General features: G+C 63.3%; 20 protein-coding genes. 15 read left to right on the top strand and 5 right to left on the bottom strand.

The window, feature by feature from the left end; translation table 11 throughout:
* Window positions 1-116: 116 nt before the first annotated feature.
* Both ACS0VV_RS02580 and ACS0VV_RS02575 read left to right on the top strand, forming a co-directional pair.
* A complete protein-coding gene (locus ACS0VV_RS02580) occupies window positions 117-845 on the top strand; it encodes a response regulator transcription factor (protein WP_483531171.1) in 729 nt (242 codons plus the stop codon).
* On the top strand, window positions 790-1,353 hold the full coding sequence (locus ACS0VV_RS02575) for a hypothetical protein (RefSeq protein WP_483531170.1): 564 nt from the start codon (window positions 790-792) through the stop codon (window positions 1,351-1,353). Before ACS0VV_RS02580 ends, ACS0VV_RS02575 begins: the two co-directional genes overlap by 56 nt.
* Here the strand turns inward: ACS0VV_RS02575 and ACS0VV_RS02570 are convergent.
* The 3 genes from ACS0VV_RS02570 to ACS0VV_RS02560 form a co-directional block, all read right to left on the bottom strand.
* Complete coding sequence (locus tag ACS0VV_RS02570) at window positions 1,350-3,530, bottom strand: CHASE2 domain-containing protein (protein ID WP_483531169.1); 2,181 nt, start codon at window positions 3,528-3,530, stop codon at window positions 1,350-1,352. The genes ACS0VV_RS02575 and ACS0VV_RS02570 overlap by 4 nt on opposite strands.
* A 35-nt stretch (window positions 3,531-3,565) precedes the next feature.
* The gene (locus ACS0VV_RS02565) at window positions 3,566-4,888 is read right to left on the bottom strand and encodes a FecR domain-containing protein (protein WP_483531168.1); all 1,323 of its coding nucleotides are present in this window, start codon (window positions 4,886-4,888) and stop codon (window positions 3,566-3,568) included.
* Between the two features lie 190 nt (window positions 4,889-5,078).
* Window positions 5,079-5,261, bottom strand: a complete 183-nt coding sequence (locus ACS0VV_RS02560) for a hypothetical protein (RefSeq protein ID WP_483531167.1) — start codon at window positions 5,259-5,261, stop codon at window positions 5,079-5,081.
* A 167-nt stretch (window positions 5,262-5,428) separates the two neighbouring features.
* On the opposite strand from ACS0VV_RS02560, the gene bchI reads away from it, so the two are divergent.
* From bchI to ACS0VV_RS02540, 4 genes are read left to right on the top strand one after another with little or no spacing between them, the layout of a single operon-like run.
* Complete coding sequence (gene bchI / locus ACS0VV_RS02555; protein ID WP_483531166.1) at window positions 5,429-6,430, top strand: magnesium chelatase ATPase subunit I; 1,002 nt, start codon at window positions 5,429-5,431, stop codon at window positions 6,428-6,430.
* The gene (locus ACS0VV_RS02550) at window positions 6,427-8,103 is read left to right on the top strand and encodes a magnesium chelatase subunit D (protein WP_483531165.1); all 1,677 of its coding nucleotides are present in this window, start codon (window positions 6,427-6,429) and stop codon (window positions 8,101-8,103) included. Before bchI ends, ACS0VV_RS02550 begins: the two co-directional genes overlap by 4 nt.
* Window positions 8,100-8,975, top strand: coding sequence for an alpha/beta fold hydrolase BchO (gene bchO / locus ACS0VV_RS02545; protein ID WP_483531164.1), 876 nt, complete (start codon window positions 8,100-8,102; stop codon window positions 8,973-8,975). Before ACS0VV_RS02550 ends, bchO begins: the two co-directional genes overlap by 4 nt.
* Window positions 8,972-9,133, top strand: a complete 162-nt coding sequence (locus ACS0VV_RS02540) for a hypothetical protein (protein WP_483531163.1) — start codon at window positions 8,972-8,974, stop codon at window positions 9,131-9,133. Before bchO ends, ACS0VV_RS02540 begins: the two co-directional genes overlap by 4 nt.
* On the opposite strand, the gene ACS0VV_RS02535 is transcribed toward ACS0VV_RS02540, so the two are convergent.
* Window positions 9,130-9,888, bottom strand: coding sequence for a hydroxyneurosporene dehydrogenase (locus ACS0VV_RS02535; protein WP_483533485.1), 759 nt, complete (start codon window positions 9,886-9,888; stop codon window positions 9,130-9,132). The two genes, ACS0VV_RS02540 and ACS0VV_RS02535, sit on opposite strands and share 4 nt — an antisense overlap.
* Before the next feature lie 74 nt (window positions 9,889-9,962).
* A complete protein-coding gene (crtD, locus tag ACS0VV_RS02530; protein WP_483533484.1) occupies window positions 9,963-11,525 on the bottom strand; it encodes a 1-hydroxycarotenoid 3,4-desaturase CrtD in 1,563 nt (520 codons plus the stop codon).
* Between the two features lie 74 nt (window positions 11,526-11,599).
* On the opposite strand from crtD, the gene ACS0VV_RS02525 reads away from it, so the two are divergent.
* The 9 genes from ACS0VV_RS02525 (at window position 11,600) to pufM (ending at window position 20,193) form a co-directional block, all read left to right on the top strand.
* Window positions 11,600-12,709 (top strand): methyltransferase, encoded by a 1,110-nt coding sequence (locus ACS0VV_RS02525; RefSeq protein WP_483531162.1) that lies wholly within the window; start codon window positions 11,600-11,602, stop codon window positions 12,707-12,709.
* 116 nt (window positions 12,710-12,825) lie between these two features.
* Entirely contained in the window at window positions 12,826-13,761 is a 936-nt protein-coding gene (gene bchC, locus ACS0VV_RS02520) for a chlorophyll synthesis pathway protein BchC (protein ID WP_483531161.1), read from the top strand.
* Entirely contained in the window at window positions 13,758-14,744 is a 987-nt protein-coding gene (locus tag ACS0VV_RS02515) for a chlorophyllide a reductase iron protein subunit X (protein WP_483531160.1), read from the top strand. Before bchC ends, ACS0VV_RS02515 begins: the two co-directional genes overlap by 4 nt.
* Window positions 14,745-14,834: 90 nt before the next feature.
* On the top strand, window positions 14,835-16,283 hold the full coding sequence (gene bchY / locus ACS0VV_RS02510; protein ID WP_483533483.1) for a chlorophyllide a reductase subunit Y: 1,449 nt from the start codon (window positions 14,835-14,837) through the stop codon (window positions 16,281-16,283).
* Window positions 16,280-17,719 (top strand): chlorophyllide a reductase subunit Z, encoded by a 1,440-nt coding sequence (gene bchZ, locus ACS0VV_RS02505; protein WP_483531159.1) that lies wholly within the window; start codon window positions 16,280-16,282, stop codon window positions 17,717-17,719. The genes bchY and bchZ overlap by 4 nt, the downstream gene beginning before the upstream one ends.
* 142 nt (window positions 17,720-17,861) lie before the next feature.
* Window positions 17,862-18,020 (top strand): light-harvesting antenna LH1, beta subunit, encoded by a 159-nt coding sequence (gene pufB / locus ACS0VV_RS02500; RefSeq protein ID WP_151973891.1) that lies wholly within the window; start codon window positions 17,862-17,864, stop codon window positions 18,018-18,020.
* Between the two features lie 64 nt (window positions 18,021-18,084).
* The gene (gene pufA, locus ACS0VV_RS02495; protein WP_151973890.1) at window positions 18,085-18,255 is read left to right on the top strand and encodes a light-harvesting antenna LH1, alpha subunit; all 171 of its coding nucleotides are present in this window, start codon (window positions 18,085-18,087) and stop codon (window positions 18,253-18,255) included.
* A gap of 127 nt (window positions 18,256-18,382) precedes the next feature.
* Window positions 18,383-19,207: a photosynthetic reaction center subunit L gene (pufL, locus tag ACS0VV_RS02490; protein ID WP_151973889.1), complete on the top strand. Its 825-nt coding sequence runs from the start codon at window positions 18,383-18,385 to the stop codon at window positions 19,205-19,207.
* A gap of 14 nt (window positions 19,208-19,221) precedes the next feature.
* Complete coding sequence (pufM, locus tag ACS0VV_RS02485; protein ID WP_483531158.1) at window positions 19,222-20,193, top strand: photosynthetic reaction center subunit M; 972 nt, start codon at window positions 19,222-19,224, stop codon at window positions 20,191-20,193.

Genomic DNA, 20,193 nt, shown 5'->3' with positions numbered 1-20,193 from the left:
ACTTGTAAAATTTGGTCAAAGTTACCGCCAAAACGGTCCGAAGTGATGGAAAGTTGCGCGGCCCCCGTGTAAAGCAAAAGTTACGGGAGAAACATAATTACGGGGTGCGTTAGAACGTGAGAATTGCAATTGCAGACGACGATCTGGAAGTCTTGAACCAGATTGCGTCCTGTCTCGAAGCAGCAGGCTATGATTTCGACCGTTTCACTAACGGAAAAGATCTGCTCGTTGCCCTGCGGCGGGAGACATATGACGTCGTCCTCGTCGACTGGAATATGCCCGGTGCGACCGGCATTGACGTGGTCAAATGGGGCACCGAAAACCTCGACAGCCCGCCGGCCTTCATCCTGATCACCAGCCGTTCGGACAAGAGCGATGTGGTTAAGGGTCTTGAACAGGGCGCGAGTGACTACATCGTCAAGCCGGAGAGCGAGGAGGTTATCCTTGCGCGGATCGAGGCAGCGGCGCGGCGCAATCTGCAACCGGCCAAGCCCGAGCGGTTCCAGACCTACGGCCCCTACCGGATCGACCGCCTGAACGACGTGATCGAGCGCAATGGCGAAGCCATCAAGCTGACTGCGAAGGAATTCAAGGTCGCGGCGCTGTTCTTCGAAAACCTCAACCGTCCGCTTTCGCGCAGCTACATTTTCTCGCAGATATGGGGAAATATGGGCGATATCACCACGCGGACGCTGGATATGCATGTCAGCCGCGTGCGTTCCAAACTGGAATTGCGCCCGCATAACGGGTTTGCCATTCAAACTGTCTTCGGCTTCGGCTATCGCATGGATGCGTTTTTCGAAGGGGCCGATGATGCACGCGAACCAGAGACGGTTACCAACTGACCTGCAAACGCTGACATTTCGTGCGCTCGGCGCTTGCGTTCTGGTTGCGGCGCTGGCCGGCTGCGCGGCGACGACTCCCGCCAGTATAGTCTCGACCGAGGGGGCCATGCCCGCAGGAGCCTCGCTGCGGATGGCTGCCAGTGCGCCGGACGGATCGCTTCGCAGCGCCTTCGCGACCGCGTTAGAACAGTCGTTGCAGGCAGAAGGCGTGGTGATTGACGCCAATGCACCGATGATTGTTGAATTCGGTATCGGAGCGCGCAGCGCCCGAACGGGTATCGCCAATCCTGCCGACTCGACGCCGGAGAACATTGTCTGGGAATCGCTGCCGCGCGAATCGCATTGGTACGAGGAATGCGAAATGATTCGCCTTCGCGCTACACTTGTCCTGCTAGACCGGGCAGAAGGAACACTGGCCTATCGCGGCGTCGCCGAAAGCGACGTCTGCTCCTACAATCAGGCCGATTTGCAGCAACTGGCGAACCTGCTGGTCGCCGACGCACTTTAGTTGGCCGAGGTTTTTCGGTCGGAAGGCTGGAATTCGGGCAGATCGATGCGGAAGCACGTGCCCTCGCCGGGTGTGGAGTCGACAGCAATCGTGCCATGATGTAGATCGACCACCCGCTTGACGAAAGTCAGCCCCAGCCCAACGCTCGGCCCCGCCTTGGTTTCATGCGCCCCGAAGCGCGCAAAGGGATTGGCTAGTCGTTCGGGCGGCAGCCCCGGCCCTTCATCGCACACGCTCAACTGCATCACGCCTTCGCTCGCTTCGCGCAGGATCACCTTGACCGTGCTTTTGTCGGGTGCGAATTTGATGGCATTGCCGATCAGGTTGTCGAGCAGCCGCGCGATCAGCGAGGCATCGACTTGGGCAAACAGCAGGTCCTCCGGCAGATCGGGTAGCACCGTGATCGACTTGGCCCGCGCGGCGGCATAGGCACGGTCCGCCGCTTCTTCGACCAGCGCCACAAGGTCTGCATCCTCAAATTGCGGCTTGGTTTCGGCAAGCCGCGCGATTTGTACGAAATCATCGGCGAGCTTGAGCGTGCGTTCTGCCTGGTTGCGGATGCGCGGGCCGATGTCCCGCTCGCCGCTTTTGGAACCGACCTTGCGCGACAGACCGATGATCGCAACCTGCGGCGTGCGCATATCGTGTGACAGGAATTCGAGCATTTCGCGCCGTTCCTGCTCGCGCTGGCGGATTTCGGTGACATCGCGCAGCGCCATGATCTCACCGCTTTGTGCATCGCCATCCAACTCGAAGCCTGCCCGCGCTACCAGAAACGCAGTGCCGTCAGGAAAGGCGATCTCGTTTTCGTCGGCACGATAGACCGCCATGGCGTCCGCCAGCAATTCGGCGAGCGGTTCAGGGTTATCTTCTGCAAAGTCAGGAAAGAGGCGTTTGGCCGACTGGTTAACCATAGTGACCAGCCCTTCCCGGTCGAGCACAAGAATGGCATCGGGCGCGGCCTCGATCACCTTGCCAAGAAAGGCAAAGCTGCGGCTGACATGGGTGACAAGCCGCCGCATCCGCGCGACTTGCCGCGCGAGCTGGTCGAACCCCTCGACATCCGCCTTTTGCGCGCCTTCGGGCCGCAGGAACGCTGCTTCTTCCTCGAGATAGGCGCTGACCGATGTGAGCCGCCGCCAGCTCCAGAGCGGATAGGCGAACAGCACAGCCAGCAAAGCGACGCCGGGGCCAACCCAGAAATGTGTGAGCGGCACGAGCAGCACGGCAACCGCCAACAAAGCTGCGCTAATGGAAATTGTCGCGATCAAGCCTGCCCGCGCCGACAGTTTCCAGAAGACGAGAAACTGGATCAGCAAGGCCAGCACGCCTAAAAGAACTGACCAAATCGCCGGAGCCTCGCGCACCAGCGCCCCTTGCCGCAAGGCATCGAGCAGATTGGCCTGTGTTTCGACACCCGGCATCACGGCTACGCCGCCTGCGCCGACCGAGTAGCGATCGCCCATGCCTTGCGCGGTGGCCCCCACCAGCACTGTCTTGCCGCGCAGGAATTCGGCGGGCACCGTGCCGTTTAAAACGGCGGAGGCAGAATGGCGGGCATAGGCACCGTCACCGTGGAAAGAAACGATGGCGGTTTCGGGCACAGTGCCCTGCTCCACCCCGCTTGCGACGACGGCGAAATGCGGGAAGGCTGTGCCATCGATGTCCCGCGCCAGCTCGAAGCGGCGCAACACGCCGTCGCCATCGGGCGCGCTGGCGACATGGCCGACACCCGCCGCTGCTTCGGCCAGGATCGGGATAGGGAAGACCGGATCGACGTCCGCTTGTGTATTCGGCCGCGGCGCGAATGTGTGCGGCAGGTAAACTTCGGCATGCCGGCGCATGGCTGCGGCGAGCGCAGTGTCGTCCTCTTGTGCGGTCGGCTCCAGAAACAGCACATCGAACAGGATCGGCCCTGCCCCCGCCTCGCGCAGCGCATCGATCAAAGCGGCATGGCGCGCGCGGGGCCACGGCCATGGGCCGATTGCCTCCAGACTGGGATCATCGAAGGCGACCACGACGATGTCCTCCGCCGGTACAGGACGGGCGAGCGCCGCCGCGCGGTCAAGCACGCTGGCATCAATACGCGCCATCAGTCCGGCGCTGGTGCCGAGGCCGACAAAGACCAGGCCGAGCGCCAAAAGCACTATCCATTCGGCAAGGAGCCTGCGAAACATGATCGGCCCTTAACGTGGCGAGAGAATTTGTAAAACTACTCGGCGTCCACTGGCAGGAGGGTCGGCTCGCTCCAGACGGTGAGCAGGCCTTCCTCGGCATCGGTCTGCATCGCGCCGATGCGCCACATATAGTTGCCGGGCTCGAGCGAGGTGATTACCGTCGCATCGCCGGGCAAGGCGATTTCGTCATAGAGCAGCACGCCCGGTTCGCCTTCGCGCCACAACTGGAACGCGAAATGGGTGTTGCCCGCGCCCTGTGCCGACCAGACAAAGCGGAACCCGTCCGCCAGCGCTGATGCCTCGACCGAAGCATCCGCACCCAGCCGTTTGCGGCGGAAGCGGAATTCTTCGGAGAGACCTTCCAGTCCGTTCTCAGCGACCCCGCGCACTCGGACAAGATAACGCCCGTCTTCAAGGTCTTCGAAACTGAACGCGCCATCGCTGGCAAGGTCTTCGGCGATCACTTCGATAAAGGTTTCATCGCGCGCGATCTGCACCCGCGTCGCCACACCGCCTGCGGGCGGAGCCACTGCAAAATCGACCGTCTCGGCCATTTGCAAAGATGGGATCTCGCCCAGTTCGGGCGGCGGCAGAAGCTGTTCCACATCGCCCACGCCCGCTTGCGATGCCGCGACACCAAAGCCCGCTTCGGGCAGCACTTCACCGGCGAAACTGTCATCGGCGGCGACGGCGACCTGACCCTCGGTCACCTCGGCAGTGCCATTGCCCGACGCCTCGTCAAACGACACACGGTATTCGGTGCCGCGCACCGCTGTCACCGCGACCGGTGTCGACGTGCGGAAGCGTTCGTCGCTACGAAGGGTCGGCGCGCGGATTTCGCCGCGCCCGTCGAGCAGGTCGAACTGGATGTCGCGCAAATCGCCAAGCGTGTAGATGCGCGAACAGGCCAGCTGCGCGCGGGCATTGGCAGGCAGCGTGATCGTGGTGCTCCCGTCCGCCGATTGCAGCGTCAGGAAACTGCCCGCGCTCGTTTCGATCCGCCCGCCATTGGGGACTTGCATGGCGCGGTTGGCCTGCACGCCGTTGATCTGCACCGTTCCGCTGGAATGGCGCACTTGCAGCCCGGCATCGCGATAAGCGAGATACTGGCGCGGAATACGCAGTTGCGTTCCCACGGGGATTCTGCGGGGATCGCGAATGCCGTTGATCCGCGCTATCTGGCCTACCGCCGACACCCCGCGGAAATACCGCTCGTTGAGCGAATAGAGCGTATCGCCTGCCTGCATCCGGTAAGTGACATAGCCGCTGTCACATTCGGCCGACGCGCTCATCGGCAACGTGGCCAGCATAAGTATCGCGGCTGCACCGGCAGCGGTACGGCGGGGTGATTGGCTCATCCTTGGCATAGTCGGCCTTTTACCTGTGTTCTTATCTGCACCATACGCGAAAAAAGCGCGCCGGGGAGGGGGGCTCCCCGACGCGCTTCCAGTTATCCGGTCAGACACCGTCTTGCCTTGCGCCTCGATTGCGACCTCGAAGGACCCAGAGTGCAAAGCGATGCCGGATGCGCGCATATCACCAGGGGGGCTAGCGTGATGCGGCATCCGCCGGAAGTCGTAACTCTTGCGCCTGCGGATTAGCGGCCTCCGCAGGTGCGCCTGACAGCATGGAAGCGGCAAAGAAGCAGCCCACCACTGCCATTCCCACCAGCGCAACACCCAGCCGCATTACCGCCCGCGAGCCGTGCGATTGCCTCAATGGATCGGCCATGGTGTGCGCTCCCCTGTCCACTGCGCTTGCGATGGTAAATACCAGCATCCGCGCCAAATGCCGAGTAAAGGCTTGTAAAGCCCCTACACAAGAGAATCGCCGGACATTCCCATAAATCAGGGATTCCGCTTGCCCTGACGCTTAGACTTGTCCAGATTGTTGGACAGATGAGCCGTTTCCCATTTTCCGCCATCGTCGGTCAGGACGAGATGAAGCTGGCGCTGCTGATCGCAGCGGTCGATCCTTCCGTAGGCGGAGTCATGGTGTTTGGCGACCGCGGCACGGGCAAAAGCACGGCAGCGCGCGCGCTGGCGGCTTTGCTCCCGCCGATTTCGATTGCCGAAGGGTGCCGCTATGGCTGCGCGCCCGATCAAGCAGGCTCCTGCCCTGATCCCTGCGCCTCCAGCCGTGCACGCAAGGCACCGGTGCCGTTTGTTGACCTGCCATTGGGCGCAACCGAAGACCGCGTGCTCGGCTCGCTCGATCTGGAGAAGGCGCTGCGGTCGGGCGAAAAGGCGTTCGAACCCGGACTGCTCGCCAAGGCGCATCGCGGCTTCCTCTATATCGACGAGATCAACCTCTTGGAGGATCATCTGGTCGATCTGCTGCTTGATGTAGCGGCGTCAGGCGAGAATGTCGTGGAGCGCGAAGGCCTGTCGATCCGTCACCGCGCGCGCTTCGTTTTGATTGGCAGCGGCAATCCCGAGGAAGGCGAACTGCGCCCGCAATTGCTCGACCGGTTCGGACTCTCGGTGGAAGTACGCACGCCAAAGGACATTCCCAGCCGCGTCGAGATCATGCGCCGCTGTGCCGCGCAGGAAGCCGATGCAACGGCCTTTGCTGCGGAATGGGACGAGGAGGAGACGAAAATCCTCAAACAAATCGCGCGCGGCCAGAAAAAAGTGGCTTCGCTCACCGTGCCCGACGATGTGCTGACCGATGCGGCAGAACTTTGCGCCGCGGTTGGCGCGGATGGACTACGCGGCGAACTGACGCTGATGCGCGCGGCCAAGGCGCTGGCGGCGCTGCGGGGCGCGAAAGCGGTGCGGCGCGAGCATCTGGTCGATGTCGCCCCGCTGGCGCTGCGCCACCGGCTACGGCGCGACGTGCTCGATGAAACCGGCTCTACCGTGCGGATCGAACGGGCCATCGCCGAACTGTTCGGATGAGCGATCCGGCGAACCCCCTCGCCGACGCCCTGCTCGCCGCGCACTTACTGCTCACCGCTCCGGCGCGCTTTGGCGGCATGGTGCTGCGCGGCAGCGGCCCTGCCCGCGATCTGGTGCTCGACTACCTGCGCGCCAATGCGAGCACCCGCCGCCTGCCGCCGCATATTGACGAGGCGCGGCTGCTCGGCGGGGTCGATATCGCCGCCAGTCTCGCCGCCGCAAAGCCCGTCATGCAAAAGGGCCTGCTTGCCGAAATGGCGGGCGGCGTTCTGATCGCACCGATGGCCGAGCGGATGGGCGACGCGCTCGCCGGGAGGCTGGCGCAGGCGATGGACGGCGCGGCAGATTTCGGGCTGGTGCTGCTCGATGACGGGGTCGAGGCAGATGAACGCCCGCCCGCTGCTTTGATGGACCGCGTGGCGTTCCATTGCGAGTTTTCGGGGGTCACGTCGCTCAATGTCGAAAGCCCGCAGAACGGCGCTCAAGGCACACTGCCAGGCACAGAAGCGTGCCTGAAACCGCTCGCATCGGTGGCCAGCGCGCTGGGAGTCGATTCGGTGCGCGCTTTGCTGTTCGCGCAGGCGGTGGCGGCGACCCATGCGGCGCTCGCCGGTCGCAGCGAGATTGCAGAGACGGATGTGACCGCCGCCGCCCGGCTCGTCCTCGCCCCGCGCGCAACGCGGTTGCCCGACCCGCCTGCGGAGGAGCAGGAGGAAGCGCCCCCTCCCCCGCCCGATAGCGGCGAGGATGCAGGGGAAAGCGACAGCAACGCAGTGTCAGAGATTCCTGAGGACGTAATCCTCGAAGCCGCGCTCGCCGCGATTCCGCCTGATGTGCTGGAAATGATCGCGGGCAATGCCAAACAGCGCCGCGCTTCGGGCGGTGGTTCGGGCAAGCGCACCAAGTCCAAACTGCGCGGCAAGCCGCTGGGGGCGCGGCCCGGAATGCCGCGCGATGGCGCGCGCCTCGCGCTGATTGACACGCTGCGCGCCGCTGTCCCGTTTCAGGAATTGCGGCGGCGTGAGTCTCTCACTGAAACAGGCTCAATTGCGCTTCAGGTTCGCAAAGAGGATTTGCGCATTCACCGGTTCGAGGAACGCGCCGCCAGCGTCACCGTGTTCTGCGTCGATGCTTCGGGCTCGGCAGCGGCAGCGCGGCTGGCAGAAGCGAAGGGCGCGGTCGAGCTGATCCTCGCGCAGGCCTATGTCAAACGCAGCGAGGTCGCGCTGATCGCTTTCCGCAAGGAGGGTGCGGAACTGCTGCTGCCCCCTACCCGCTCGCTCACCCGCGCAAGGCGGGCGCTGGCGGGATTGCCGGGAGGCGGCGGCACACCGCTTGCTTCCGGGCTAAGCCTTGCACGCGAACTCGGCGCGACGATCGCCTCACGCGGCAACACGCCGTTCCTCGTTTTCCTCACCGATGGCAGCGCCAATATCGCTGCGGATGGCACGCCGGGTCGCAAGCAGGCGGGCGAGGATGCAGAAGCCGCAGCCAGAGCTATCGCGGCGAGCGGGCTCGACGCGGTGGTGATCGACATCTCCCCCCGCCCGCGCCCCGACGCACGCAAACTCGCTGAAACGATGCGCGCGCGATATTTGCCGCTGCCGGTGGCCGACGCGCAGTCCTTGAGCAAAGTCATCATGGCCGCGCAGCCCGAAAGAACCCCGGCATGAGCGGCGCGCTCGATTGGGAGCGCGAGGGCAAGCTCTGGCCGCACCGCGAAGCCTCGCAATTCGTGGAGGCGGGCGGGCTACGCTGGCACGTGCAGCGCATGGGCAGCGGGCCGGAATTGCTGCTGCTCCACGGCACCGGCGCGAGCTGCCATAGCTGGCAGGGGATGATGCCGCTGCTGGCAGAGCATTTCTCGCTGCTCGTCCCCGATCTGCCCGGCCATGCCTTTACGAGCGGACGGCTGCGCGGCGGGCCGAGCCTGGGCAATATGACCCGCGCGATCGGCGCTTTGCTGGAGGAACTCGGCGTGCAGCCTGCCGCGATTGCCGGCCATTCGGCAGGCGTCGCCATCGCGCTCGACCATGCACGCCAGACCGGTCCGACGCTGCCCGTCATCGGCTTCGCGCCCGCCATCACCCCCTTCCCCGGCCTTGCCGCCAAGCTGTTTCCGGCCTTGGCCAAAATGCTTTTCGTCAATCCGCTGGTGCCGCGCATTTTCGCGGCCAGCACGCGCTTTCCGGGCGAGGCCAAGCGGTTCCTCTACCGCTCCACCGGATCACGAACAGGCGCGGTTGAGCTCGCCTGTTACGAGGCGCTGTTGGGCAATGCGCGGCATTGCGAGGGCGCGCTCGATATGATGGCGAACTGGGATCTGGAGGCGTTTGGCGAGACCCTGCCAGCCATCAGCAATCCCGTGCTGCTGGTGCATGGCCGCAAAGACAAGGCTGTGCCAACAGGCTCGGTCGAAGGCGCGGCGGCGCGCTTGCGCGATGCGCAGTTGGAACTGCTACCCGATTTGGGCCATTTGCTGCATGAGGAAGCGCCGGAACTGGCGGCGGAGCGGGTTTTGGGGTTTCTGGAGAGAAGGCCTTGAGAGAATTCATCAGCGCCAATCTCGGCCTTATCGAGCTGGTCTTTTCCGCCAGCGTCGCGCTGGGTTTCGGCATCTGGCAATATGTCTCGATCAGCCGCGAAATCGCGCGCGACAAGGCGAAGAAGGCCGAAGAAGAAACTGCCCGCGAAGCCGACTAAACCCGCGGCATTCGGAATGGCAGCATGAACTGCACCACGGGCGATGTGAAGCGGTCGAGATCGAGGCTTTCCTGCACGCCGACAACCCGCTCGCCATAGAGATGCGCGATGATCGAAGAGCGGGCGTAGAAGGGCGAATCCTCCCACGTGTCGAGCACTCTCGCCTGCCCCTCATCCGCGCGCGTTCGCCGCTGCACCTGCCAGAACGTATTCGGCAATCGCGCCACATCGGGAAGCTCCGCAGGCTCGGGCGCTCCGTGGCGATCGAAGCGCAGCGCGCTGGCGAAGCGCGATCCGTCGCGGCGCAGGCCTTCGTAATTCACCACGCTGCCATCACGCGTATGCGCGCGCGACCAGTGCCAGAGGCGGAAGCCCTCCTCCAGCGACTCCTCGCCGAAATTGGAATCGAGATAGCCATCGCCTTTCCAGCTGACTTCGGGCTCAAGCATATCGACTTCGACATGGGCGCGCGGGGCGAGGCAGTGCCAGCGATGGCGCGCTTCGGGATCGAGCCCGAAAGCGACTGTGTTCACCGCCTTGGGCACCACCCGCACCGTGCCGCGCACACGTCGGTGGATGGGGTTGAAGAGCCGCGTATCCCGCTCGACAATGTCGATTTCCAGCGCCTCGCCCGTCCAGCGCAGATTGCTCGGCCCGATGGCTAGCTGGTCAGCCGATTGCACCGCCGCGCCGCCGCCGCGTTCGGTCATCACCCAGCGCGCCTTGGGGCCATACAGCGCGACATTGAGACACACATGGTCGAGCGGATCGCCGCGCCCGCTGCGCTTGTAATAGGGGCTGAAAACGCTGCCGATAAAAGCGATAATGGTCAGGCCGTATTTTCCGTCCTTGCTGATCGCATCGACATACCACCAGCCATAGCCGCCGGGAGGAACCGCCGCGTCGAAGTAAGGTCGGCCATCACGGTTCGGGCTGCCAACTGCCCGGACAAGGCGGCCATCGGCACCCCTGCCCCCGGATGGGTGCTTCCCCCGGCGCAATACAGGCCCTTGATCCGCGTCCGCGTGCCTTGCCGCAGGAAGGATGCCGCCCAACCGTGCGACGCGCGACCATAAATCGCTCCGCCCGTTCCCGGCAGGAACTCCGCCCAGTCGTTCGGCGTCAGCAGGCGATGCTCCCAATTCTCCTCCAGCGTCAGACCGCAGCGGGCGAGGCTTCTCCTCATCGCGTGGGTGCATTGCTCTTTCTCCTCGGGTGAATAGGTGCGCGCATCGCCATTGGCGGGCGCGTTGACGATGATTTGCAGGCGCTCTTTTCCGGACTGGCTGGCAGCGCCGAAAGTTTCGCGATCCTGCGCGCAGACATAGACGCTGGGGTCGGCGGGGGGCCTTCCGGCGGCGATGTCGGCGAATTCTTGCGGGTAGTCGTTCGAAAAGAACACGTTGTGGTGTTTGAGGTCGAAACCGCTCGCTTCGGTTTGGCCAAGCCAGACCATGGCGGAAAGCGAGCGTTTGGCCGGTTTCAACGCCCCCACCGCGCGGCGCGCATCTTCGCCCAGCAGGCCCGCGCCCAGAGCGGCAGGGTCGGCATTGACGATGACCTTGTCCGCCACAATCCGCTCGCCGCTTGCCAGCACAACGCCAGTCGCTTTGCCGCCGCTGGTGACTATACGCTCGACCGCCGTGCCGAAGCGATAGGTCGCGCCGTGCCGTTCGCCGAGAGTCCGCAGCGCCTTCGCCAAAGCGGCGATCCCACCGTCGATCAGCCACACGCCTTGCGCTTCGACATGGGCAATCAGCATCAGCGTGGCGGGGCACTCGAAAGGCGAGGAGCCGCAATAGGTGGCGTAGCGGGCGTAGAGCTGGCGGAGACGCGGATCGGCGAAATGCTCGCCCAGCACTTTCCACATGGTCTCGTAAGGCCGCGCCGCACTGAGCTCGAAGAAGCGCGAGAGGCCGATGCGGAACAGGAATTGCGGCGGCAGATGGATCTTGCCCGCACGCATGAAGCTTTCATCTAGCAGATTGTATATCTTCGCCGCCTCTGCCCGCATCGAGCGGTATCCGCGCGCGGCATCCGCTCCGGCAAAATCGCCGATTGCGTCCTCGCTACGCTGCGGATCGGCGAACAGGTCGAGTCGCTCGGACTCGCTCCAGGCATGGCGGGCGAGGGTTTCGGCGGGGCGCGTGGTGACATGGTCATCCAACCGCTCGCCGCAGGCATCGAAGATCGCATCGAACACATCGCGCAGGGTGAAAACCGTTGGCCCTGCAGCGACTTGTGTGCCGCCCACCGGCAGCGCTCGCGCCTTGCCACCGGGCACCGCCTCTTTCTCGATCACCGTCACCCGCACGCCTTGCGCCGCGAGCAAAGCGGCAGCGCTTAGCCCGCCGATTCCGGCACCGATAATGGCCACATGAGACGCAGGCACTGCTGCCAAGGCGGAGTCTCCCTTACGCCAAGATCATTGACCTTTACACTTCATCTGTCCAGTTGATTGGACATATGGGACGGAATCGACACTCGTGGAAAGCCCGCTGGCTGGCCTGGCGCAACCGGCTTTACGCCTCGCCTAGCTTCCAGAAACGCAGTGCCGCAATCTGGCCGATCAGCCATGTGGCGAGAGCGCGTGCGGGCGGTCTGTTCGATCTGGTAGCGGGCTTCACCTATTCGCAGACGTTACTGGCTTTCGTCGAGTCAGGACTGCTTGAACAGCTTGCCGATGGCCCTGCCGATATCGCTGCGATTGCGAGCCAGGCGGGTCTTTCGCAGGATGCGGCGGATCGTCTGGTGCGCGCGGCGGCAGGGCTGGAATTGGCGGAAGAGGTCGACGGGTTATGGATGTTGGGCAAGCATGGCGCAGCGCTGCAAGGTAATCGCGGCGTGCTGGCGATGATCCGCCACCACCGGCTGCTCTATGCCGACCTTGCCGATCCGCTCGCTTTGCTGCGCGCCGACCGTAGCGAGCCGACACAGCTCAGCCAGTTCTGGGCCTATGATGCGCAGGGCAATGCGGAGAAAGCCGCCGAATATTCGCAGCTTATGGCCACATCGCACGCAATGGTGGCGGAGCAGACTTTCACCGCTTACGACTTCACCCGGCACAAGGCGGTGCTCGATGTCGGGGGCGGGCACGGAGCCTTCGCCATGGCGCTCGCCAGCCACGCGCCCGATACGCGCATCGGAATTTTCGACCTGCCCGCCGTGCTCGATGGCACCGCCGAAGCGCTGGCCAATCATGGTCTGGCCGAGCGGGTTGCACTGCATCCCGGCGATTTCTTCGCCACTGCTCTGCCGCAAGGCTATGATTGCATCACGCTCAATCGCATCCTGCACGATCACGACGATGCGGCGGCTCTCGCCATCCTGTGCGCCATCCGCGCTGCTTTGCCTGAAAATGGCCGATTGGTGATCGCCGAGCCGATGGCGGAAGCCAGCGGCGCGCGGGCGATGGGGGGCACCTATTTCGGGCTGTACCTGTGGGCGATGAATTCGGGGAAACCACGCTCCGCGCAAGCCCTCGGCGGTATGCTGCGCGAGGCGGGTTTTCGCAGCTGGCGCCAGTGCCGCACCGTCCAGCCGGTTATCTCAAGTTGCATTGTAAGTTTTGTCTGACATTAAATAGTGTCGAGTTAAATTGACACTTGGGCACATTGCTCTAAAGTGAACCTTCGAGAAAGAGCATCTTCGTAGATGCCAAAGACCCAAGGGTCGGAAAGGGGACGGAGCGAATGGACGCCATAGCTGTCACGCTACAGGCTCCAAGAAAGCTGTCGCTGCAACGTCACGCGCTGTGTGATTGCGGCCCCTCCGATTGCGTCGTCGATATCCACTATTCCGGCATCAGCACAGGTACCGAAAAACTCTTTTGGAACGGGGAGATGCCCCGGTTTCCGGGGATGGGTTACCCGCTCGTTCCGGGTTACGAATCGGTGGGCCGCGTGGTTGATGCCGGTGCCGAGGCCCAAGCGCGGATCGGCGAGTGGGTCTTCGTCCCCGGCGCCACCTGTTACCAGGAGGCTAAGGGCCTGTTCGGCGGCACAGCGGAGCGAGTCGTTGTCCCCTCCGCCCGCGCGCTTCCCGTCTCCGAGTCGCTGGGCCGCGACGGCACACTGTTCGCACTCGCGGCGACCGCACTGCACGCACTTTCGGGGGAAAAGCCGCCCGAACTCATCGTCGGCCACGGCACGCTCGGCCGTTTGCTCGCCCGGCTGACCATCGCCATGGGCGCGCCTGCGCCGGTGGTGTGGGACAACAAGGCGGAGCGCCGCGCCGGTGGCGCCGGCTACGAAGTCCTCGCCCCCAAGGATGATGACCGGCACGATTACGCGGTGATCTACGATGCCAGCGGCTATGCCGACGGTATCGACGTGCTGATTTCCCGCCTCGCCCATCGCGGCGAGCTGGTACTGGCTGGCTTCTACGCGAACCGCCCCAGCTTCAACTTCCCCGCTGCCTTCCGCGCCGAAGCCCGCTTTCGCGTCGCAGCGGAATGGCAACCCGAAGATCTCGAACAGACGCGCACTTTGATCGAAAGCGGTGCGCTGAGCCTGTCTGGCCTGATCTCGCACACCGCTCCGGCCGGTGCTGCCGAAACCGCTTACCCCACCGCCTTTCACGATCCCGATTGCCTGAAAATGGTGCTCGACTGGAGCCAAGCCGCATGACTATGCTCGACGCCGATACCGCCCTTCGCGAAGAAGCCGCGATCGAACCCGATCCCGTACCCACGGGCGAGGTGAAGTCCGAAACGCAGATCATTGCGATCTACGGCAAGGGTGGCAGCGGCAAGAGCTTCGCGCTCTCCAATCTCAGCTACATGATGGCGCAGCAGGGCAAGCGCGTGCTGTTGATTGGCTGCGATCCCAAATCGGACACCACAAGCCTGCTGTTCGGCGGCAAAAGCTGCCCGACGATCATCGAAACCTCCTCTGCGAAGAAGCTGGCGGGCGAAGAAGTGGCAATCGAAGATGTCTGTTTCCAGCGCGACGGCGTGTTCGCGATGGAACTGGGCGGGCCCGAAGTCGGTCGCGGCTGCGGCGGTCGCGGAATTATCCACGGCTTCGAACTGCTGGAAAAGCTCGGCTTCCACGATTGGGGCTTCGACTATGTCCTGCTCGATTTCCTCGGCGATGTGGTGTGCGGCGGCTTCGGCCTGCCGATTGCCCGCGATATGTGCCAGAAGGTAATCGTCGTCGGTTCGAATGATCTGCAATCGCTCTACGTCGCCAACAATGTCTGCAAGGCGGTCGAATATTTCCGCAAGATGGGCGGCAATGTCGGCGTGGCCGGCATGATCATCAACAAGGATGATGGCACGGGCGAGGCGCACGCCTTTGCCGAAGCGGTAGGCATTCCGGTGCTGACAGCCATCCCGGCGGATGAGGATATCCGCCGCAAATCAGCCAATTACCAGATTATCGGTAAGCCTGGTGGCGAATGGGGGGGACTCTTTGAAGAGCTCGCCACAAACGTCGCCGAGGCTCCGCCGCGCCAACCCGCTCCTCTGGACCAGGACGGGTTGCTTGGCCTCTTCTCCCCTGAAGACACGGGTGGCGACATCTCGCTGGTGCCAGCCACACAGGCCGATATGCGCGGCGGTTCTTTTGAACCCAAGCCCTCCCTCGAAGTGATCTACGATGAGGTGTAGGCCGTGACCGTCCTTAGCACATCTGTGCGCGAGCGCGATAGGCTCGAAGTCGGCGCCACCGGGGGCGGCGGGTGCTCCAGTGCGTCCACCATGCAGGATGCTGCGCGCAAGGCGGGAAAGAGCGAGATCCTCGACCAATATGCGGCAGACTATCCTGCCAAAGAAGGCGCTGGGCCGCACGACCAGCCGCAAAGTATGTGCCCGGCTTTCGGGTCTTTGCGCGTCGGCCTGCGGATGCGGCGTACGGCGACCGTGCTGTCGGGCTCGGCCTGCTGCGTTTACGGCCTGACCTTCACCAGCCATTTCTATGGCGCACGGCGGACGGTGGGTTACGTGCCCTTCAGTTCGGAAACGCTCGTCACCGGCAAGCTGTTCGAAGACATCAAGGAAGCGGTCGAAAACCTCGCCGATCCGGAGAAGTACGACACCATCATCGTCACCAATCTGTGCGTGCCCACCGCGAGCGGCGTTCCGCTGCGGTTGCTGGCTGACCAGATCAACGGTGTGCGGGTGATCGGCATCGATGTGCCCGGTTTCGGGATACCGACCCACGCCGAAGCCAAGGATGTGCTGGCGGGCGCGATGCTGAAATATGCGCGCGAGGAAGTGGCCGCAGGGCCCGTTGCCGCTCCGCGCGAGAAATCCGACAAGCCGACGATCACTTTGCTGGGCGAAATGTTCCCCGCCGATCCGGTGGGCATCGGCATGATGCTCGAACCGCTTGGCCTCGCTGCCGGGCCGGTCGTTCCCACACGCGAGTGGCGCGAGCTCTATTCTGCGCTGGATTGCGCGGCCGTGGGCGCAATCCACCCCTTCTACACCGCGAGCGTGCGCGAATTCGAAGCGGCGGGCCGCGCGGTCGTCGGTTCGGCGCCGGTCGGCGCGGAAGGCACAGCCGCCTGGCTCGATGCCATTGGCGCGGCTTGCGGGGTCAAACAAGCACATATCGATGCCTCGAAGAACGCCTTTGTCGGCGCAATCCGGGGCGCGCTGGCGGCGAACCCGATCAGGGGCCGCATCACCGTGTCGGGCTATGAAGGCTCCGAATTGCTGGTCGCCCGCCTGCTGATCGAAAGCGGCGCGGATGTGCCCTATGTCGGCTCTGCCTGCCCCAAAACGCGCTGGTCCGATCCGGACCGCGAATGGCTGGAAGCCAAGGGCGTGCGGGTGAATTTCCGCGCCAGCCTGGAAGACGATATCGCCGCCATTTCGGAATTCGGCCCCGATCTCGCCATCGGCACCACCCCCGTGGTGCAGCACGCGAAGCAGAAGGCGATCCCCTCGCTCTATTTCACCAACCTCATTTCCGCTCGCCCGCTGATGGGCCCGGCGGGCGCTGGCAGCTTGGCGCAGGTCATCAATGGCGCTTTGGCGAACAAGGGCCGGATGGACACGATGGCCGCCTTCTTCGATGGCGTCGGCACCGATCATGCGACCGGGGTGTGGGAAGACACCCCGCAGGATCGCCCCAACTTCAAGGCGAAATACGCAGCCCTCAACGAAGCCGCGCGCAAGGCGGCGGAGGCGGTGGGCACATGAGCTACGTCCTCGATCACGATCGCGCTGGCGGATATTGGGGCGCAACCTACGTCTTCACCGCGGTGAAGGGGCTGCAGGTTATCATCGACGGCCCTGTCGGTTGCGAGAACCTGCCGGTCACATCCGTATTGCACTACACGGACGGCCTTCCGCCGCATGAGCTGCCGATCGTCGTCACCGGCCTTGGGGAAGAAGAGCTCGGCAAAACCGGCACCGAAGGCGCGATGAAGCGCGCTTGGCAGACGCTCGACCCCGAATTGCCCGCTGTGGTGGTCACCGGCTCCATCGCCGAGATGATCGGTGGTGGCGTCACGCCCGAAGGCACCAATATCAAGCGCTTCTTGCCGCGCACGATTGACGAAGACCAGTGGCAGAGCGCCGACCGCGCGATGAGCTGGCTGTGGACAGAATTCGGCCCGAAGAAAGTGCCCGCTCTGCGTCCGCGCAAGGAAGGCGAAAAGCCCAAGGTCAATATCCTCGGCCCCGCCTACGGGATGTTCAACATGGCGAGCGACCTCGCCGAAATCCGCCGCCTGATCGAAGGCATCGGCGCAGAAGTGAACATGGTCTTCCCGCTGGGCAGCCATCTGGCAGACATCCGCCGCCTTGCCGATGCGGAAGCCAATGTCTGTATGTACCGCGAATTCGGCCGCAATCTGTGCGAGTTGATGGAGCGGCCATTCTTTCAGGCGCCTGTCGGTCTCGACAGCACCACCAAGTTCCTGCGTGCGCTGGGCGATGAGCTCGGGCTTGACCCCGAACCCTTTATCGAGCGCGAGAAACACACCACGATCAAACCCTTGTGGGATCTGTGGCGCTCGGTCACGCAGGATTTCTTCGCCACCGCCAGCTTCGGGATCGTTGCAAACGAGACCTATGCGCGCGGCATCCGCAAGTTCCTTGAAGACGACATGGGCCTGCCCTGCGCCTTCGCTTTCAGCCGCTCCGCCGGCGTGAAGCCTGACAACCAGGCGGTGCGCGCCGCAATCCATTCCAATCCGCCGCTGGTGGTATTCGGAAGCTATAACGAGCGGATGTATATGGCCGAGTGCGGTGCGCGCGGAATCTATATTCCCGCGAGCTTCCCCGGCGCGGCGATCCGGCGGCATACCGGAACGCCCTTCATGGGCTATTCGGGTGCGACCTATCTGGTGCAGGAAGTGTGCAATGCGCTGTTCGACGCGCTGTTCCACATCATACCCTTGAGCACCGATCTCGACCGTGTCGATCCCACCCCCGCGCGGGCCGCGATGGCGTGGGACAACGACGCCAAGACCAAGCTCGATGCGCTGGTCGAGGCGCAGCCGGTGCTCATCCGAATTTCCGCCGCCAAACGCCTTCGCGACGCTGCCGAACAGGCCGCGCGCAAAGCAGGTGAGGCGCGCGTTACGGCCGATCTTCTGGCCGATGTTCTTTTGACGGAGGGCGCCGCATGATCGCTGCCTTCTCCGCCATTTGGTCCACCCTTTCGAATTACCCGGGTCCAGCGGGTTGCACCCATCCACGCATCGCTTCGGCGGGCGCGGATACACTGGAGGCACTTCGCCTCTCGCACAACAACCCAACTGGAGAAAAACTATGAGTGATCCCGATGATCGCTTCGGTGTTCGGACGTATCTGACGCCGGAAGAGGCCAAGGAATTTCACAAGATTTTCATGGGCTGGTTCGTGGGCTACGTGGCGATCGCAGTCGTCGCACACGCCCTGATCTGGGCCTGGCGCCCGTGGATCGGCTGATCCGCATACCGGCTTGAGTTTCGTTTCAAGCCGCAGCCTTTGAAAAAACAAAAGGAATATTACCATGTGGAAAACTTGGACGATGTACGATCCACGTACGGCACTGGTTGGACTTCATGTCTTCCTCGCCGTGCTGGCCTTCACCATCCACTTCATCCTGCTGAGCACGGATACCTATAACTGGATGGATGGCCCCAACGCACGCGCTACGGCTCAGCTCACGGTTACCGAGTAGAGCCGGGACGTAACGTTTAGACCATTTGACTGTGCGAGAGGTGCGGCTGGCGTCAGCCAGCCGTGCCTCACAGTCGAAAAGCTGATCAACATTGGTCCCGCCAGCAGTGGCGGGGGAGGAATGGGCTATGGCGCTCCTCAGTTTTGAGCGGAAATATCGTGTGCGTGGCGGCACGCTGATCGGTGGAGATATGTTCGACTTCTGGGTCGGGCCCTTTTACGTGGGGCTGTTCGGGATCGTGACGGCAATCTTCGCCACTTTGGGGACGATGCTGATATTCTATGCAGCATCCCAGGGGCCAACCTGGAACCCGTGGTTGATCAGTATTGCTCCACCTGACTTGTCTTACGGTCTTGGCTTCGCGCCTTTGAACGAAGGCGGTTTCTGGCAGGTCATCACCGTTTGCGCGCTGATTTCCTTTACGTCCTGGGCGCTCAGGGAAGTGGAAATCTGCCGCAAATTGGGCATGGGCTATCACGTGCCCTTCGCCTTTGGCATGGCAATCTTCGCCTATTTCACGCTGGTGGTTATCCGCCCCGTGCTGATGGGCGGGTGGCATTTCGGCTTCCCTTACGGGATCTGGAGCCACCTCGATTGGGTGTCCAATACGGGCTATCAATATCTGCACTTCCACTACAACCCGGCGCATATGCTGGCGGTGAGCTTCTTCTTCACCACCACATTGGCGCTGGCACTCCACGGCGCGCTGGTGCTTTCCGCCACGAACCCGGCTGCCGGTGAGGAAGTGAAGACTCCCGAATATGAAGACACCTTCTTCCGCGATCTGATCGGCTATTCGGTCGGCACGCTGGGCATCCACCGTGTGGGCCTGCTGCTGGCGCTGAATGCCGGTTTCTGGAGCGCGGTGTGCATCGTCATCAGCGGACCATTGTGGACCAAAGGCTGGCCCGAATGGTGGACCTGGTGGCTCAACCTCCCGATCTGGTCGTGAAGGGGCACTGATCCATGGCACAATATCAAAACATCTTTACCCAGGTTCAGCTGACCGCCACGCCCGAAATGGGCATTCCGACAGCTGACTCGGACCGCTCGCGCACCACGCGCGCTACGTTCAACCATTGGCTGGGCCTGATCGGACAGGCGCAGATCGGGCCGGTTTATCTGGGCTGGTGCGGCGTCCTTTCGCTGGTGCTGGGCCTGATCGCGTTCGAGATCATCGGCTTCAATATGCTGGCCTCGGTCGGCTGGGATCCGGTGCAGTTCGTGCGCCAGCTGTTCTGGCTTTCGCTGGAGCCGCCGGGGCCGGAATACGGCTTCTCTCCCTTCGTGCCTCTGGCCGAAGGCGGATGGTTCATCCTCGCAGGCGCTTGTTTCTCGCTCTCGGTGATCCTGTGGTGGGTGCGCACCTATCGCCGCGCTTCGGCGCTTGGCATGGGCAAGCACGTCTGCTGGGCCTTTGCTTCCGCCATCTTCCTGATGCTGGTGCTGGGCTTTATCCGCCCGATGCTGATGGGCAGCTGGGCCGAAGCGGTGCCTTACGGAGTCTTCCCGCACCTCGATTGGACGGCTGCCTTCTCGATCCGTTACGGCAATTTGTTCTACAATCCGTTCCACGCACTCTCGATCGTCTTCCTTTACGGTTCGACGCTGTTGTTCGCGATGCACGGCGCCACCATCCTTGCCGTTGGCCGGTATGGCGGTGAACGCGAAATCGAGCAGATTACCGATCGTGGTACGGCTTCCGAACGTGCAGCGCTGTTCTGGCGCTGGACGATGGGCTGGAACGCCACGATGGAATCGGTGCACCGCTGGGCCTGGTGGTTTGCCGTGCTGACGACGCTGACCGGCGGCATCGGCATACTGCTGACCGGCACCGTAGTCGATAACTGGTATCTGTGGGCGCAGGAGCATGGCTACGCACCCGCATATCCCGACACCGGCGTGGTTGATCCCGCTGCCGCACCTGTAGGGGAGTAA

The sequence above is a fragment of the Aurantiacibacter sp. KMU-128 genome (assembly GCF_056933515.1).
The sequence above is the reverse complement of the archived record's forward strand: the minus strand, read 5'-3'. Positions and strand labels throughout refer to the sequence as shown.